18 protein-coding genes are annotated in these 14,892 nt (G+C 69.0%); 7 read left to right on the top strand and 11 right to left on the bottom strand.

Features of this window, described 5'->3' with window-relative positions:
• Positions 1–32: 32 nt before the first annotated feature.
• On the bottom strand, positions 33–353 hold the full coding sequence (gene grxD, locus AB3X08_RS08960) for a Grx4 family monothiol glutaredoxin (RefSeq protein ID WP_179565437.1): 321 nt from the start codon (positions 351–353) through the stop codon (positions 33–35).
• 128 nt (positions 354–481) lie between these two features.
• Between grxD and AB3X08_RS08955 the strand changes: the two genes are divergently transcribed.
• Complete coding sequence (locus AB3X08_RS08955; RefSeq protein WP_369937722.1) at positions 482–1,060, top strand: superoxide dismutase; 579 nt, start codon at positions 482–484, stop codon at positions 1,058–1,060.
• A gap of 167 nt (positions 1,061–1,227) precedes the next feature.
• Here the strand turns inward: AB3X08_RS08955 and AB3X08_RS08950 are convergent, their stop codons facing one another.
• The gene (locus AB3X08_RS08950) at positions 1,228–2,379 is read right to left on the bottom strand and encodes a 5-(carboxyamino)imidazole ribonucleotide synthase (RefSeq protein WP_369937720.1); all 1,152 of its coding nucleotides are present in this window, start codon (positions 2,377–2,379) and stop codon (positions 1,228–1,230) included.
• Positions 2,376–2,879 carry a 5-(carboxyamino)imidazole ribonucleotide mutase gene (gene purE, locus AB3X08_RS08945; RefSeq protein WP_184410324.1) on the bottom strand — a complete coding sequence of 168 codons (504 nt, stop codon included), beginning with the start codon at positions 2,877–2,879 and terminating at the stop codon, positions 2,376–2,378. Before purE ends, AB3X08_RS08950 begins: the two co-directional genes overlap by 4 nt.
• 58 nt (positions 2,880–2,937) lie before the next feature.
• On the opposite strand from purE, the gene AB3X08_RS08940 reads away from it, so the two are divergent.
• The 4 genes from AB3X08_RS08940 (at position 2,938) to AB3X08_RS08925 (ending at position 6,201) form a co-directional block, all read left to right on the top strand.
• On the top strand, positions 2,938–3,207 hold the full coding sequence (locus AB3X08_RS08940) for a Trm112 family protein (RefSeq protein ID WP_369937718.1): 270 nt from the start codon (positions 2,938–2,940) through the stop codon (positions 3,205–3,207).
• Entirely contained in the window at positions 3,204–4,082 is an 879-nt protein-coding gene (gene nadC, locus AB3X08_RS08935; protein WP_369937717.1) for a carboxylating nicotinate-nucleotide diphosphorylase, read from the top strand. Before AB3X08_RS08940 ends, nadC begins: the two co-directional genes overlap by 4 nt.
• 64 nt (positions 4,083–4,146) lie before the next feature.
• Positions 4,147–5,256: a DUF2272 domain-containing protein gene (locus tag AB3X08_RS08930; RefSeq protein WP_369937715.1), complete on the top strand. Its 1,110-nt coding sequence runs from the start codon at positions 4,147–4,149 to the stop codon at positions 5,254–5,256.
• 600 nt (positions 5,257–5,856) lie between these two features.
• The gene (locus AB3X08_RS08925; RefSeq protein WP_369937713.1) at positions 5,857–6,201 is read left to right on the top strand and encodes a DUF3301 domain-containing protein; all 345 of its coding nucleotides are present in this window, start codon (positions 5,857–5,859) and stop codon (positions 6,199–6,201) included.
• Between the two features lie 252 nt (positions 6,202–6,453).
• Here AB3X08_RS08925 and AB3X08_RS08920 read toward each other — a convergent pair whose 3' ends face one another.
• The 8 genes from AB3X08_RS08920 to AB3X08_RS08885 all read right to left on the bottom strand — a co-directional run bounded on the left by AB3X08_RS08920 (position 6,454) and on the right by AB3X08_RS08885 (position 12,696).
• Entirely contained in the window at positions 6,454–6,888 is a 435-nt protein-coding gene (locus AB3X08_RS08920) for a ClpXP protease specificity-enhancing factor (protein ID WP_369937712.1), read from the bottom strand.
• Positions 6,889–6,967: 79 nt separating this feature from the next.
• Positions 6,968–7,603 (bottom strand): glutathione S-transferase N-terminal domain-containing protein, encoded by a 636-nt coding sequence (locus AB3X08_RS08915; RefSeq protein WP_009598113.1) that lies wholly within the window; start codon positions 7,601–7,603, stop codon positions 6,968–6,970.
• A 169-nt stretch (positions 7,604–7,772) separates the two neighbouring features.
• Positions 7,773–8,504, bottom strand: coding sequence for a cytochrome c1 (locus AB3X08_RS08910; RefSeq protein WP_369938490.1), 732 nt, complete (start codon positions 8,502–8,504; stop codon positions 7,773–7,775).
• A gap of 11 nt (positions 8,505–8,515) precedes the next feature.
• Positions 8,516–8,656 (bottom strand): hypothetical protein, encoded by a 141-nt coding sequence (locus AB3X08_RS08905; protein WP_369937711.1) that lies wholly within the window; start codon positions 8,654–8,656, stop codon positions 8,516–8,518.
• A 4-nt stretch (positions 8,657–8,660) separates the two neighbouring features.
• Positions 8,661–9,923, bottom strand: a complete 1,263-nt coding sequence (locus AB3X08_RS08900) for a cytochrome b (RefSeq protein WP_184410330.1) — start codon at positions 9,921–9,923, stop codon at positions 8,661–8,663.
• Positions 9,924–9,926: 3 nt separating this feature from the next.
• Entirely contained in the window at positions 9,927–10,550 is a 624-nt protein-coding gene (gene petA, locus AB3X08_RS08895; protein ID WP_145706523.1) for a ubiquinol-cytochrome c reductase iron-sulfur subunit, read from the bottom strand.
• A gap of 138 nt (positions 10,551–10,688) precedes the next feature.
• Entirely contained in the window at positions 10,689–11,627 is a 939-nt protein-coding gene (locus AB3X08_RS08890) for a transglycosylase SLT domain-containing protein (protein ID WP_369937709.1), read from the bottom strand.
• A 103-nt stretch (positions 11,628–11,730) separates the two neighbouring features.
• Entirely contained in the window at positions 11,731–12,696 is a 966-nt protein-coding gene (locus AB3X08_RS08885) for a helix-turn-helix transcriptional regulator (protein WP_369937707.1), read from the bottom strand.
• 75 nt (positions 12,697–12,771) lie between these two features.
• Between AB3X08_RS08885 and AB3X08_RS08880 the strand changes: the two genes are divergently transcribed.
• Both AB3X08_RS08880 and miaB read left to right on the top strand, forming a co-directional pair.
• Complete coding sequence (locus tag AB3X08_RS08880; protein WP_369937705.1) at positions 12,772–13,398, top strand: glutathione S-transferase family protein; 627 nt, start codon at positions 12,772–12,774, stop codon at positions 13,396–13,398.
• Positions 13,399–13,470: 72 nt separating this feature from the next.
• Positions 13,471–14,886 (top strand): tRNA (N6-isopentenyl adenosine(37)-C2)-methylthiotransferase MiaB, encoded by a 1,416-nt coding sequence (gene miaB / locus AB3X08_RS08875; protein WP_369937704.1) that lies wholly within the window; start codon positions 13,471–13,473, stop codon positions 14,884–14,886.
• Positions 14,887–14,892 lie beyond the last annotated feature (6 nt).

Genomic DNA, 14,892 nt, shown 5'->3' with positions numbered 1-14,892 from the left:
CAGCGCGCCCGCGTGCGGCGTCGCCTGCGCTGTCACGGCTGGTAGGCCTCGGCCACGATGCGCTGCAATTCGCCGGATTCGAACAGCTCCATGGTGATGTCACAGCCGCCGATCAGTTCGCCGTGGATGAACAACTGCGGGAACGTCGGCCAGTTCGAATAACGCGGCAGATTGGCGCGGATCTCGGGCTCGTCGAGCACGTTGACGGTGTGCAGCCGGTCGGCGCCGGCGGCCAACAGGGCCTGCAGCGCGCGGCTGGAAAAGCCGCACATCGGGTATTGCGGCGTGCCCTTCATGAACAACACGATGGGGTGGTGTTCGACGTCGGCCTGGATGCGCTCCATCACCTGCATGGGGGATTTCTCCTGCTTGGGCGAAAAAACGGACCTCGGCGGTCGGCTAGACTTTCGCGTAGCCGCATAGTGTAAGCCCTGCGCACGGCAGTACCGAAACGCGCCCCCGAAACCGCTCCCGAGGATCCATGGCCATCGAACTCGCTCCCCTGCCGTACGACCGCGCGGCGCTGGCGCCGCACCTGTCCGCCGAGACCCTGGACCAGCACCACGGCCAGTACCAACGCGCGCTGGTCGAACGGCTCAATGCGCAGATCGCCGGCAGCGAATTCGCCGACCTGCCGTTGCAGGATCTGGTGCGCCGCAGCCAGGGCCGCCTGTTCCAGCACGCGGCCGAGGTCTGGAACCACGAGTTCTACTGGCGCGGGTTGCGCCCGCGCGGCGGCGGCGAGCCGGGCGGCGAAATCGCCGAGCGCATCGCCAAGAGCTTCGGCGACGTCGCCCGCTTCAAGGCGGAGTTCGAACGCATGGCGCTGGCGGTGTTCGGTTCTGGCTGGGTCTGGCTGGTGCAGCGCCCGGACGCCACGCTGGCCTTGCTCACCACCGTCAACGCCGGCTCGCCGCTGACCGGCGAGGATCTCCCGCTGCTGGCCTGCGACCTGTGGGAGCACGCCTACTACATCGATTACCGCGGCGACCGTGCGCGCTACCTGGAAGCATTCTGGAAGCTGGTGAACTGGGAGTTCGTGGCGGCGAATCTGCGGTGAGGCCGGGATTGGGGATTCGGGATTGGGGATTGGGGGATGACCGGCCTGCGGCCGTGGTGAGCGTTTCGGGATTGGACGAGTGACGGCGGACGTGTAATCGCGTATCGGGCTGGCGCTTTTGGGCCACGACGCCCAGGAGTGGCCTGGGCGCGGCATCATCGGCCCGCTCAGCCCTGCGCGCGCAGCGTCTCGATCACCGGCGCGACCTGGTCGTCGCGCTGCAACTGCGCGCCCACTGTCTGCAACGCCTGCGCCAGGGCCGCCGGGGTGTCCTCGCGCAGCGTGGCGTGGCCGACCTTGCGGCCCTCGCGCGGCTCCTTGCCGTAGTCGTGCCAATGCCCGCCGGGCTGCGCCAGCACCGGCACCGCGTCCGGCATCTGCCCGATCCAGTTGAGCATGCAGGCATGGCCGCGCATGCGCGTGGACCCCAGCGGCAGGCCCAGCACCGCGCGCAGGTGGTTCTCGAACTGCGAGGTCTCGGCGCCTTCGATGGTCCAGTGGCCGGAGTTGTGCACCCGTGGCGCCATCTCGTTGGCGAGCAGTTCGCCGTCGCGGCAGAACAGCTCCAGCGCGAACACGCCCACGTACTGCAGGCGCTCGGCCAGCGCCTGCGCGTAGGCAATGGCGGCCTGGGCCAGCGCGGCGTCGGCCTGCGCCGGGGCCAGGCTGGCCGACAGCACGCCCTGCACATGCCAGTTCTCGGTCAGCGGCCAGGTGCGGAACTCGCCGTCGCGGCCACGCACCGCGACCACGCTGATCTCGCGCTGGAACGGCACGAAGGCTTCCACGATCAGGCCCACGCTGGCCGCCTGCGCGCCCAGCGCGGCCCACGCCGCATCGGCATCGTCCGCGGACTTGATGCGGAACTGGCCCTTGCCGTCGTAGCCCAGGCGCCGGGTCTTGAGAATGCACGGGGTGCCGATCTGCGCCAGCGCCGCGTCCAGTTCCCCACGGCTGCCGATCGCGGCGAAATCGGGCACCGGGATGCCCAGTTCGCGGAACAGGGTCTTCTCGGCCAACCGATCCTGCGCCACCGCCAGCGCGCGCGGGTTCGGGAACACCGGCACCTGCCCGGCCAGCCATTCGGCGCTGGTCGCCGGCACGTTCTCGAAATCGAACGTGGCCACGTCGACCTTGGCCGCGAACGCGGCCAGCGCCGCCTCGTCGCGGTAATCGCCGACCTGCAGCGGCGCGACCTGTCCGGCGCAGGCGTCGGCCACCGTATCCAGCATCACGAAGCGCAGTCCCAGCGGCGCGCCGGCCACGGCCATCATCCGCGCCAACTGGCCACCCCCGAGGATTCCGACAGTGGTGCTCATTGGCGCGGGTCGTCCTTGGCCATCACCTCGTCGGTCTGACGCTGGCGGAAGCCGTCCAGCGCGGTGGCGATGTCGGCATGCTCGGCGGCGAGCATCGCCGCGGCGAACAGCGCGGCATTGGCCGCACCGGCATTGCCGATCGCGAAGGTGGCTACAGGAATGCCGGCCGGCATCTGCACGATCGACAGCAGCGAATCCATGCCATTCAACGCCTTGGACTGCACCGGCACGCCGAGCACCGGCACCGCGGTCTTGGCCGCGAGCATGCCCGGCAGGTGCGCCGCGCCGCCGGCGCCGGCCACGATCGCGCGCAGGCCGCGACCGGAGGCCGCCTCGGCATAAGCGAACAGCACGTCCGGGGTGCGGTGCGCGGACACCACCTTCACTTCATAGGGCACGCCCAGCGCATCGAGTTTCTGCGCCGCATGCTGCATGGTCTCCCAATCGGAGCGGGAGCCCATCACGATGCCGACGAGCGGCGCGGTTTGCTTGGCGGTCATGGCCGTCCCCTGCCTTAAAGACGTATTCTAGCCATCTTCCACGCAAGACGAAGACCGGATGGATCGCAAACTGCTCGACCTGCTGTGCTCGCCCGACACCCGCCAACCGCTGTCCCTGCTGGATGCGCGCGGCCTGGAGGCGTTGAACCGCGCCATCGCCGCCGGCGGCGTGCAGCGCGCCGACGGCAGCCCGCAGGCGCAAGCCTTGCGCGAGGCGCTGATCACCCGCGACCGCAAGCAGCTGTTCCGCGTCGACGACGGCATCCCGGTGCTGTTGGCCGAAGAAGCGATCGGCACCGCCCAGCTCGCCGACTTCCCCGGCAAATGAGCGGCGCCGCGGCGCCGCTGCAGCCGCCGGCGCAGGCAGCGATCGACGCCGACGTTGCGCGCGCGCTGGCCGAGGACATCGGCAGCGGCGACGTCACCGCCGCGCTGCTGCCCGACCGTGCCGACAGCGCCTACCTGCTGTGCAAGCAGGACGCGGTGATCGCCGGCCGGCCCTGGTTCGACGCCTGTCACCGCGTGCTCGACCCGCAGGTGCGGATCGACTGGCGCATCGCCGAAGGCGAACGCGTCGCCGCCGGCACGGTGCTGGCGCTGCTGCACGGGCGCAGCCGCGCGCTGGTCAGCGCCGAACGCGCCTCGCTGAACTTCCTGCAGACCCTGTCCGCCACCGCGACCGCGACCGCCGCCTACGTGGCCGCGGTCGCCGGCACCGGCGCGCGCATCCTCGACACGCGCAAGACCCTGCCCGGCCTGCGCCTGGCGCAGAAATACGCGGTGCGCTGCGGCGGCGGCAGCAACCACCGCTTCGGCCTGTACGACACGGTGATGCTGAAGGAAAACCACATCCACGCCGCCGGTTCGCTGAGCGCGGCGGTGCAGGCCGCGCGCGCGCAATGGCCGGACCTGCCGTTGGTGGTCGAGGTGGAAACGCTGGCGCAACTGCGCGAAGCCCTGACGGTCGGCTGCGACCGCATCCTGATCGACGATTTCGACGCGGCGCAACGCCGCGAGGCGGTGGCGATCGCCGCCGCCGCGCCGTTCAACCGCGCGATCCCGCTGGAAGTGTCCGGCGGCATCGACCTGGAGGGCGTGCGCGCGATCGCCGCCGACGGCGTGGACTGCATCTCCATCGGCGCGCTGACCAAGCACGTGCACGCGGTCGACCTGTCGCTGAAGCTGGGTCCGCCGCCGCACTGACTTCACGGCCGCGGCCACGCCGCTCTGCGACGCTGCACCCATCCCCCATTCACCGAGTTCGCCGATGGCCCGCCCCTGGTTCGCGTTGTTGTGTGCCGCCGCCCTGTTTCCCGCCGGCCGCGCGGCCGCCGCGGAGGTGTGCGACCTGCCGCCACGCTTCGGCCTGAGCCCGGCCGCCGTCGCCATCGTGCGCACCGCCTGCAACGAACATCGGCTGTGGTGGCGCCCGTTCATCGACCGCGACGGCCGGCTCGCCGGCCTGCGCGTGACCGAGGCCGAGCGCGGCTATCTCGCCGATCACGGCATCGAGGCCTGGCAGCGCGTGGCCGCCTATTGGCGCGACAGCGGCACGCTGGGCGCGATGGGCGGCAGCGACGGCGCCGCCAGCTGCCAGCAACTGGACGGCTCGCGCTACCGGCAAGCGGACTGCCGCGCGTTCCTGGTCGACAACCCCTGGTCGGCGGCGTTCGTGTCCTGGGTGATGGTGCGCGCCGGCGTCGGCGGCTTCCACACCTCGGTGCGGCACATCGACTACATCCGCGCCGCCTACCAGGGCGGCGCGAACGGCCTGCCCTATCGCTACGCCGACCCGCAGCAGGACAAGCCCGCGCCGGGCGACCTGCTGTGCTTCCTGCGCGGGCGCAAGCAACCGCTGGGCGCGGCCGGGCTGCGCGAGGCGCTGGCGCGCGGCGGTGCGCTGCCGTGGGAATCGCATTGCGACATCGTGGTCGCAGCCAACGTCGGCGGCGACCACACGCTGTACCTGATCGGCGGCAACGTGCTCAACGCGGTAACCATGCGCAAGCTGCCGCTGGACCGCGCCGGGCGCCTGCAACTGGAGGCGCCGCTGGCGCAGGACCAGGTCGGCGACGACGGCGCCGGCCTGGAGTGCACGCCGGGCCACGAGGAGCTGTGCGACTTCAACCGACAGGACTGGGCGGCGCTGTTGCAACTGCAGCCGCAAGCGCAGTTGCTGCCGCCGGTGATGCCGGATGCTGCTCCCGCCGTGGACCCGGGCACGCCGCAAGCCCCGCTACCGGCGACTACGCCGCCGGCGCCACCAGCCGCATCCGGCACCGTGCCCGCCACGCCAGCTACACCGGCCGCCTCGCCCGCTGCATCGGCAACACCGGCGCCGCAACCGCAAGCGACCGAACCGCCGGGGCAGCGCTAGCGTCTTATCGAGTGCGTGCGACCTCCAGGATCTGCGTCGCCTCGGCAGGCGCCATCGGTCGCAGCGAGTTTTGCCGGCCGGGCCCATCGCGACTTGATGGCACCTTGAATGACTGCAGTCCGGAAGCTGCAGGCTGCGGCGGCGATGACGTGTCGTTCTCCTGTCGCGGCTGAAGCCGCTCCTACACGGGCACGGCGCGCACGCTGTAGGAGCGGCTTCAGCCGCGACAGGAGAACGAGGTGGCCATGGTGCAAGGCATCCATGGGAAACGCGGCCGCACCGGCATCGGCTCCCCATCGCCAATGCGCCTTCACCATCTCAGCGCATCTTCAACGCCTCGATGCCGGAACCTGCCGGCCCGGCGCATCGGCCGCTCGCCGTGGCATCGACATGCTTTTTCGGGGTTATCGGAGTGCCCTGAAGGCGCTCCCGCAAGAAGCCGTGAGCCACACACGAAAACAATCAGGCTCGCCATCCGTGCTTCTAGAGCCTCGGCCTCACACGGCATCAAGTCCAAGCCGATTCCCCATTCCCCATTCCCGATTCCCGATTCCCCAACCAAGCATTGCCGCTCCACCCCGCGTCTCGCTACAGTGACGCATGCCTAGCCTGATCCTGCTGATGATTGCCGGCGCCGCGGCGTTCGCGTTCTGGAACGCGTCGCGCGCTGCCGCCGAACGCGCCGAGAGCCTCGGCCGCAATGCCTGCAAGGCCGCCGACGTGCAGTGGCTGGACCAGAGCGTGCACGGCACCGGCCTGCGCCTGCGGCGCCTGCCCAGCGGCTGGCTGGGCTTCGAGCGGACCTTTCGCTTCGATTATTCCTACGATGGCGTCGATCGCCACAGCGGCCGCCTGGTGCTGCTCGGCGACCAGTTGATCGCCTTCACCGGACCCTCGGTGGCCACGGTGACGGCGCTGCATGAGGGACGTGCGCCGCGCGAGTGAGGGGCCCGCCGTTCGCGAAGACGCGCTCTGCGCGGGCGGGGTCTCCGCAGGCAGACAAGACGCTCCACGTGGATATCGGTCGCGGCTGAAGCCGCTCCTACAGGGGCTCGATCCAAGTTGAGGTAGACGCGTGAGCCGTGGCGCATGCTGCGCGGCACCGACGCTGGACGCGATCCGCCGGGTGGCGACGCCCGCAGCGGATCGGACGTTCGCACCGGCCACATCCTCGCCGGCGCAAACCAGAAGCCGTGGTTACTTCACCACGCGCAGATGCGGGCGCTTGCCGCCAGCGCCATCGTCGGAACCGCTGGGGCGCGGCGGCGGAGTGTCGTCGCCCGGCGGCTCGGTGGCGCCATGGATATCGTCCGGCAGCGCCATGCCCTGCCCGGTCTCGCGCGCGTACACCGCCAGCACCGCGGCCATCGGCACCTGCACCGGATAGCTGACGCCGCCGAAGCGGGCGGTGAAGCTGACCCCTTCGTTGTCGATCTGCAGGCGCACCACCGCGCGCTCGGCGATGTTGAGCACCACCCTGCCGTCCTTGACCGCACTCGGCGGCACCTGCACGTTGGGCAGGCCCGCATCCACCAGGATGTGCGGGGTCATGCCGTTGTCGTTGATCCACTCCACCAGCGCCCGCAACAGGTACGGGCGATGGCTGGTCATGCGGGAAATATCGTCGGTCATGCGCCAATTCTACGCGCCGGCACGCATTGGCGCTGGCGCAACGCGGAAAACATCGGAGGCGCCACGCGCGGCCGCAGCATCAGGCCGGCAGGTCGCGCAGCTTCTTTTCCTGATCCGTCAGGCTGCGGATGAAACCGGGATTGCGGAAAATGCGGTTGCCGTAGTCCTCGATCGCCTTGCCGTCCTTGGGCAGCGGAATGTCCAGCGCCTGCAGGCGCCAGATGATCGGCGCCATCGCGCAATCGGCCAGGCTCATTTCCGGATTGAGGAAGAACTTGCTGGCCTTGAACAGCGGCACCGACGCGGTCAGCAGCTCCTTGAGCCGCTTGCGCCCGGCCTCGGCCTGGGCCTTGTTGCCAAGCTGGATCGCCTGCACCTGCGGCACCCAGTCGTGCTCGATGCGCAGCATCGCCAGACGCAGGCGCGCACGCGACAACGGATCGACCGGCATCAGCGGCGGATGCGGATAGCGTTCGTCCAGATATTCGCTGACCACGGAGGCGGCGTACAGCACCAACTCGCGCTCGACCAGGGTCGGTACCGAGTGGTAGGGATTGAGATCGATCAGGTCTTCGGGAGGGTTCTGCGGATCCACCGCCACGAAATCGTAGGTCACGCCCTTTGCGGCGAGCACCAGACGGACGCGGTGGCACAGCACGTCATCGGTGGAAGAAAACAACGTCAAGGTATTTCGCATACGCACACTCGCCGCCATTCAAGGCTCTCCGACGACCGGAATCCGCCGGCCGCATCGATGCCGCCAACACCCTGCTGACGGTCATCACGGCCCCTGAGTGTGCAACCCTCGCTCGCAAAAGCCAATAGGATGAACAGGGGATCGGGTCAGCAACGATGCAGACAACACGCCGGCCTGCGGCCGACGCTCAATGCACGTCCTTCCAGTATTCCTTCTTCAGCAGATAGGCCAGGAAGGTCAGCAGCGCCAGGAACAGCACCACCCACACGCCCAGGCTCTGCCGCTTCAACGCGGCGGGTTCGCCGGCGTATTCGAGGAAGTTGCTGATGTCGCGCACCGTCTGGTCGAATTGCGCCGGCGTTTCCTTGCCCGGCGAGGCCAGTTGCAACCGCTCCACCGGCTTGTCCACGCCAGGCTGCTCTGCCTTGCCGTAGACCGGCTGCTGCAGGCCCTGCAGCTCCCACAGCGGATTGGGCATCGAGGCGTTGGCGAACAGCTTGTTGTTCCAGCCCAGCGGGCGCGACTGGTCCAGGTAGAACGACTTGAGGTAGGTGTAGACCCAGTCGGTGCCGCGCACCCGCGCGATCAGGCTCAGGTCCGGCGGCGCCTTGCCGAACCATTTGGTGGCCGCATCGTGCGGCATCGCCGCCTCGATGTGCTCGCCGACCTTGGCGCCGGTGAAGTTGAGGTTGGCCATCACCTCGTCCTCGCTCAGGCCCAGGTCTTCGGCCATGCGCGAGTAACGCAGGTATTTCAGCGAATGGCAGCCGGAGCAGTAGTTCATGAACAGCTTGGCGCCGCGCTGCAGCGAGGCGCGGTCGCCGAGGTCGTTGCCGGCCTGCTGGGTGGCGCCGCCCTCGGCGGCCAGCGCCGAGGCGGACAACAGCAGCGCGCAGGCAAAGCAGGCCAGGATGGACATCAGGCGCTTGCTCATAGGGATCCCTCCGCCATTGCACCGAACAAGGAGCCGAGCGCCTGCCGGCCCCAGAACACGATCTGCCCCAACGGCAGCAGGTAGCTCATGGCGGACAACAGGGAGACGCCCGCGAAGCAGCACAGCGCGGCGATCATGGGCTTAGTCATGGGTCGTCACCCGCTCCGGCACCGGCTTGGTCCGGTCCAACGTGGTCCAGACCGGCATGGTCAGGAAGAATCCGAAATACAGCACGGTCAGCACGCGGCCGATGATGGTCTCGCTGGCATCAGTGCCGGGACCGGAGCCGATCACGCCGAGCCAGACGAAGCACACCGCCAGCACGCCCAGCATCACCCTGGAAATCCAGCCGCGGTAGCGGATCGACTTGACCTTGGCGCGGTCCAGCCACGGCACCAGGAACAGGATCGCGATCGCCGAGAACATCACCAGCACGCCGCCGAGCTTGTTCGGCACCACCCGCAACATCGCGTAGTACGGCGTGTAGTACCACACCGGCTTGATGTGCTCGGGCGTGACCAGGCGATTGGCTTCGGTGAAGTTGTCGTGCTCCAGGAACAGGCCGCCGAACGCGGGCACGAAGAAGATGATGAAGGCGCCGATCAGCAGCAGGAAGCCGACGCCGACCATGTCCTTGACCGTGTAGTAGGGGTGGAACGGAATGCCGTCGGCCGGCTTGTTCGGATCCCAGCGGTTGCCCTTGGGCCCCTTCTTGATCTCCACGCCGTCGGGGTTGTTGGAACCGACTTCGTGCAGCGCGCCCAGGTGCAGCACCACCAGCAGCAACAGCACCAGCGGCAGCGCGATCACGTGCAGCGCGAAGAAACGGTTGAGCGTGGCGTCGGAGGGCAGGTAGTCGCCCATGATCCATTCGGTCAGGCCGTTGCCGATCACCGGGATCGCGCCGAACAGCGAGATGATCACCTTGGCGCCCCAGAACGACATCTGCCCCCACGGCAGCACGTAGCCCATGAACGCTTCGGCCATCAGCACCAGGTAGATCAGCATGCCGAGGATCCACACCAGCTCGCGCGGCTTCTTGTAGCTGCCGTAGAGCAGGCCGCGGAACATGTGCAGGTACACCACGATGAAGAACAGCGAGGCGCCGGTGGAGTGCATGTAGCGGATCAGCCAGCCCCACTCGACGTCGCGCATGATGTACTCGACCGAGTTGAACGCCTCGGCCGCGCTGGTCTTGTAGTGCATCGTCAGGAAGATGCCGGTGACGATCTGGTTGACCAGCACCACCAGTGCCAGCGAACCGAAGTAGTACCAGATGTTGAAGTTCTTCGGCGCGTAGTACTCGCCGACGTGCTTGCGGTAGAACGGCATCAGCCCCGGCGCGCGCTCGTTGACCCAGTCGAACACGTTGCCCGCGGTGCGGGTAAGGAGATTGTCGGCCATGGCTTACGCTGCCCCCTTCGCGGACGAACTGGGATCGACGCCGATGATCAGCGTGTTGTCGTCCTGGTAGTGATGCGGGGGCACCAGCAGGTTGATCGGCGCAGGCACGCCCTGGAACACGCGGCCGGCCATGTCGAAGCGCGACTTGTGGCAGGGGCAGAAATAGCCGCCCTTCCATTCCGGATCGTAGGGTTCGGGGCGGATCTCGGCGACCATCTCCGGCGAGCAGCCCAGGTGCGTGCACAGCCCGACCAGCACCGAGATGTCGGGCTTGATCGAACGGCCCTCGCCCTTGATGTAGGACGGCTGCTGGTCGGTGACCTCGGACTTGGGGTCCTTGAGCCGCCCATCGAGGGTCGGCAATGCGTCCAGGATCGCCTTGGAGCGCTTGACGATCCAGATCGGCTGACCGCGCCACTCCAGGATCAGGCGCTGGCCTTCCTGCAACGCGCTGATGTCCGCGGTGACCGGCGCACCGGCCAGTTTGGCCTTGGCGCTGGGGTTCCAGGACTTGATGAAAGGAACCGCGACGAAACCCGCACCCACCGCGCCCACCACCGCCGTGGTGGCGGTGAGAAAGCGGCGGCGTCCTGCATTAACAGAATCGTTGACCCCATCGTTGGCCATCCGGCACTCCGATTTTTTGATTGGGTAGCATTAGGCTGCCAGCGGTTCGGTGGGGGTCGAACCGCATAAAATCCACTGCAGTGTAGCGGAACCCTTAACGCGCAGACAATGCATCGTCGCGACGGCGACAAGCATGCCTCAATGCGCCGTCGCGAGCACGCCGCGGTAGCGGTCGGCGAGCACGCCGACACGCTGCACGTAGCGCTGGGTCTCGCTGTACGGCGGCACCCCGCCGTGTTTGTCTACCGCGCCTTCGCCGGCGTTGTAGCCGGCGGCGGCCAGGGTCAGGTTGCCGTTGAAGCGCTTCAGCAGCCAGGCCAGGTACTGCACGCCGCCGCGGATGTTCTGCGAGGCATCGAACGAATCGCTGACTCCGAAACGGCGTGCGGTCGGTGGCATCAGCTGCATCAGGCCCTGCGCGCCGGCGCGGCTCAGCGCCATCGGGTTGTATGCCGACTCGGCATGGATGATGGCGCGCACCACCGCCTCGTCGACCCCGTACTCGCGCGCCGCGGCGGCGATCTCGCTCTGGTAGGCGGTGGTGTTCAGCCGCACCGCACCGAAGTTCAGGCCGGGGTTGGCGCAGGCATAGCAGGTCTCGATAAAGCTGTAGCGGATGGTGCGCACCGCGCCGAGGCTGGCGACCTGGGTCGGCCGCGCGCTGGTGTAGTGGCGTACCCCGTCCTTCATATAGGAATAGACCTGGCCGCTGACCACCCGCCGCGGCGCGGTCCCGGCCGTCGCAGGCACGGGTGCCACGCTCTTCGGCGCCACGCTGGCGGCGACCGGCGCGCTGATGATGGTGGCCGGCGCGCCGGACTGCGGCGCGGCCAGCGTGATGACACCGCGATTGGCCGCACGCTCGGCCGGGACCGCGTTAACCGCGGGCGCCGGGCGGGAGGCACGACGATCGGGCACATAGCTGCCGACCACGCTGCAACTGGCGCCGGCCACGCGCTTGCTGACGTAGCTGGGCACGCCGTCGCCGCCGATGCACTTGTACAGGGTGCCGGCGCTGGCCGGCGTTGCCGACAGCGTTGCGATTGCAAGCCCCAGAAGCCCCACCATCCCCTTCATGGCGGCGAGTGTCCCAACTTCGCCGGCACTTGCCAAGTGCGTGGCAGCAGCGGCGGGACCGGCCGCCCGTTTCCCCAGGCGGCCCGCCTCGTACCTGGCCGGTTCATTCGGGGCCGGCCGGCAACTGCGCCAGCAGGTCGGCCAGCGCGCCGCGCAGTCCGGCGATCACCGCCGCGTCGGCCTGCAGCGATGCGAACGGCACGCCCAGGGTGAGCAGTTGCGCGGCCAGCCAGGGCAGCGCGTCAGCCAGCATGCTCAGCCGGCAATGGCCGTCCTGCTCGGCCTCCAGGGTTCCGCACCAGGACGGAATACGCGGACCCAGCTCGGCCACGCTGCCGCGCAGCCGCACGCTCAGCCCGAACTGCTGCGGCAGCGGGCTATGCTGGATCGCATCGCGCACCATCGCCGCCGGGTCACGCGGCGGCAGCCGCAGCGCGATCGTCTCGCCAGGCTGCAGCGGCGGCACGATGCGCTCGGCGCGGAACGTCCGCCAGTCGGCGCGCGCACGGTCCCAGCCCAGCAGGTACCAGCGGCGCCCGTAGTTGACCAGGCGCAACGGCTCGATCAGGCGCTGGCTGCTGCGTCCGGCATGGTCGCGGTAGCCGAAGCCGAGCAGGCGCCGATCACGGCAGGCGCTGGCGATGCCGATCAGCACCTGGGTGTCCGCCGCCGGCGCTTGGCCCAACGACAGGGTGACCGCCTGCAATGCCCCGGCGCGCTGCCGCACCCGCGCCGGCAGCAGCGGGTCGAGCTTGGCCAGCACCCGCAGTGCGGTGTCCTCCAGACCGCCCATGCTCGCTGCGGCCGCGCGCAGCGCCACCGCGACCGTCACCGCCTCGTCGTCCTCGAACAGCAGCGGCAGCATCTGCGCACCGGCCGCCAGCCGGTAGCCGCCACCGACCCCGGACGAGGCCTGGACCGCGTAGCCCAGGGCGCGCAGGCGTTCGATGTCGCGGCGCAGGCTGCGCCGGTCCACGTCCAGGCGTTCGGCCAGCTCCGCGCCGGACCAGACCCGGCGGGTCTGCAGCAGGCCGATCAGGCGCAGGGTGCGGGAGGCGGCAGAAACCATGGCGCACGGTATTGCGGACAGAATCCGTCCGCAACAGCGCCTAGCATGGACGCTCGATCACCAAGGAGCGCCGCCATGCCCATCGCCGACCGCCATGTGACCCTGTACCACAACCCCAAATCCCGCTCCAAAGGCGTGCTGATCCTGCTCGAGGAGCTGGGCGCGGACTACGCACTGCAACGCATCGACTTCGCCAGCGGCGCGCAACTGGAACCGGAGTACCTGGCGATCAACCCGATGGGCAAGGTGCCGGCGATCGTGCATGCCGGCGCGGTGGTCACCGAGCAGGTGGCGATCTACCAGTACCTGGCCGATCTGTATCCGGAAGCCGGGCTGGCCCCGGCGATGGGCGATCCGCGCCGCGGTCCCTACCTGCGCTGGCTGGCGTTCTACGGCTCCGCGTTCGAACCGGCGGTGATCGACCGGGCGCTCAAGCGCGAGGCGCCGCCGCGGGCGATGTCGCCGTACGTCGACTGCGACACCGTCATGGGCGTGATCGACGACCAGCTGGCGCGCGGCGACTATCTGCTGGGCGCGCAATGCAGCGCCGCCGACGTGTTGTGGGGCAGCGCGCTGGGCTGGATGATCGGTTTCGGCCTGCTCGACCCGCCGGCGCCGACCCGCGCCTACGTCGAACGCATGGCGGCGCGGCCGGCGGTGCAGCGTGCGCAGGCGATCGACGCGGCCGCCGAGGCGGCCTGAGCGCCTGCGCGGCGGCGCCGGCCCAGGTAGACTAGCCGGCTCTCCTTTCGCCACCCGCCTGGATTAAGCGCCATGCCCGGGACCGCCCTGCATCCCCTGCCCTCCGTCGGCACCCCGGCCGCCACCGCGCCCGCGGTCCGCGGCAAGCTGTACATCAAGACCCACGGTTGCCAGATGAACGAGTACGACTCGGCCAAGATGGCCGACGTGCTCGCCGCCGCCGAAGGCCTGGAGCTGACCGACAACCCCGAAGAAGCCGACGTGGTGCTGGTCAACACCTGCTCGATCCGCGAGAAGGCGCAGGAGAAGGTGTTCAGCCAGCTCGGTCGCTGGAAAGCGCTGAAGGCCGGCGGCAAGCCGGTGATCATCGGCGTCGGCGGCTGCGTGGCGTCGCAGGAGGGCGAGGCGATCGTCAAGCGCGCGCCCTACGTGGACCTGGTGTTCGGCCCGCAGACCCTGCACCGGCTGCCGGAGCTGATCCGCGCGCGGCGCGAATCGGGCAGGTCGCAGGTGGACATCAGCTTCCCCGAGGTCGAGAAGTTCGACCGCCTGCCGGAACCGCGCGCCGAAGGCCCGTCGGCGTTCGTGTCGATCATGGAAGGCTGCTCCAAGTACTGCTCGTTCTGCGTGGTGCCCTACACCCGCGGCGAGGAGATCAGCCGGCCGTTCGAGGACGTGCTGGTGGAAGTGGCGCAGCTGGCCGCACAGGGCGTGCGCGAGATCAACCTGCTCGGCCAGAACGTCAACGCCTACCGCGGGCCGTACGCCGACGCCGACGCCGGCGAGGAGCCGCAGTACGCCGACCTGGGCCTGCTGATCCGCAGCATCGCGCAGATCGAGGGCATCGGCCGCATCCGCTTCACCACCTCGCACCCGCTGGAGTTCAGCGACTCGCTGGTGGACGCCTACCGCGACGTGCCGCAGCTGGCCAACTACCTGCATCTGCCGGTGCAGGCCGGCAGCGACCGCATCCTCAGCGCGATGAAGCGCGGCTACACCGCGCTGGAATTCAAGCAGAAGATCCGCAAGCTGCGCGCGGTACGCCCGGACATCTCGATCAGTTCGGACTTCATCGTCGGCTTCCCCGGCGAGACCGATGCCGACTTCGACAAGACCATGAAGCTGATCGAGGACGTGGGCTTCGACCAGAGCTTCTCCTTCATCTACTCGCGCCGCCCGGGCACGCCTGCGGCGGACCTGGAAGACAGCACGCCCGAGGCGGTCAAGCACGCGCGGCTGGCACGGCTGCAGGCGCACATCAACGCGCACTCGCTGCAGATTTCGCGCGGCATGGTCGGCAGCGTGCAGACGGTGCTGGTCGAGGGCCCGTCGAAGAAGAACCCGGCCGAGCTGACCGGCAAGACCGAGAACATGCGCTCGGTGAACTTCCCGGGCCATCCGCGGCTGATCGGCCAGTTCGTGGACGTCACCATCACCGAGGCGCTGAGCAATTCCTTGCGCGGGCGCCTGCTGGTCGACGCCGACTGAGCGCAG

This window comes from Xanthomonas sp. DAR 34887 (assembly GCF_041245805.1).
Taxonomy (GTDB): Bacteria; Pseudomonadota; Gammaproteobacteria; order Xanthomonadales; family Xanthomonadaceae; genus Xanthomonas_A; species Xanthomonas_A tesorieronis.
The sequence above is the reverse complement of the archived record's forward strand: the minus strand, read 5'-3'. Positions and strand labels throughout refer to the sequence as shown.

Excerpts from the sequence above, each read along its gene's own strand:
- purE (WP_184410324.1), bottom strand. The coding sequence starts at position 2,879 with ATGACCGCCAAGCAAACCGCGCCGCTCGTCGGCATCGTGATGGGCTCC.
- AB3X08_RS08910 (WP_369938490.1), bottom strand. The coding sequence starts at position 8,504 with ATGTCCATCCTGGCCTGCTTTGCCTGCGCGCTGCTGTTGTCCGCCTCG.
- miaB (WP_369937704.1), top strand. The coding sequence starts at position 13,471 with ATGCCCGGGACCGCCCTGCATCCCCTGCCCTCCGTCGGCACCCCGGCC.
- AB3X08_RS08955 (WP_369937722.1), top strand. The coding sequence starts at position 482 with ATGGCCATCGAACTCGCTCCCCTGCCGTACGACCGCGCGGCGCTGGCG.
- AB3X08_RS08925 (WP_369937713.1), top strand. The coding sequence starts at position 5,857 with ATGCCTAGCCTGATCCTGCTGATGATTGCCGGCGCCGCGGCGTTCGCG.
- AB3X08_RS08900 (WP_184410330.1), bottom strand. The coding sequence starts at position 9,923 with ATGGCCGACAATCTCCTTACCCGCACCGCGGGCAACGTGTTCGACTGG.
- AB3X08_RS08940 (WP_369937718.1), top strand. The coding sequence starts at position 2,938 with ATGGATCGCAAACTGCTCGACCTGCTGTGCTCGCCCGACACCCGCCAA.
- nadC (WP_369937717.1), top strand. The coding sequence starts at position 3,204 with ATGAGCGGCGCCGCGGCGCCGCTGCAGCCGCCGGCGCAGGCAGCGATC.
- AB3X08_RS08905 (WP_369937711.1), bottom strand. The coding sequence starts at position 8,656 with ATGATCGCCGCGCTGTGCTGCTTCGCGGGCGTCTCCCTGTTGTCCGCC.
- AB3X08_RS08915 (WP_009598113.1), bottom strand. The coding sequence starts at position 7,603 with ATGGCGGCGAGTGTGCGTATGCGAAATACCTTGACGTTGTTTTCTTCC.
- AB3X08_RS08950 (WP_369937720.1), bottom strand. The coding sequence starts at position 2,379 with ATGAGCACCACTGTCGGAATCCTCGGGGGTGGCCAGTTGGCGCGGATG.
- petA (WP_145706523.1), bottom strand. The coding sequence starts at position 10,550 with ATGGCCAACGATGGGGTCAACGATTCTGTTAATGCAGGACGCCGCCGC.
- grxD (WP_179565437.1), bottom strand. The coding sequence starts at position 353 with ATGCAGGTGATGGAGCGCATCCAGGCCGACGTCGAACACCACCCCATC.
- AB3X08_RS08920 (WP_369937712.1), bottom strand. The coding sequence starts at position 6,888 with ATGACCGACGATATTTCCCGCATGACCAGCCATCGCCCGTACCTGTTG.
- AB3X08_RS08890 (WP_369937709.1), bottom strand. The coding sequence starts at position 11,627 with ATGAAGGGGATGGTGGGGCTTCTGGGGCTTGCAATCGCAACGCTGTCG.
- AB3X08_RS08880 (WP_369937705.1), top strand. The coding sequence starts at position 12,772 with ATGCCCATCGCCGACCGCCATGTGACCCTGTACCACAACCCCAAATCC.
- AB3X08_RS08930 (WP_369937715.1), top strand. The coding sequence starts at position 4,147 with ATGGCCCGCCCCTGGTTCGCGTTGTTGTGTGCCGCCGCCCTGTTTCCC.
- AB3X08_RS08885 (WP_369937707.1), bottom strand. The coding sequence starts at position 12,696 with ATGGTTTCTGCCGCCTCCCGCACCCTGCGCCTGATCGGCCTGCTGCAG.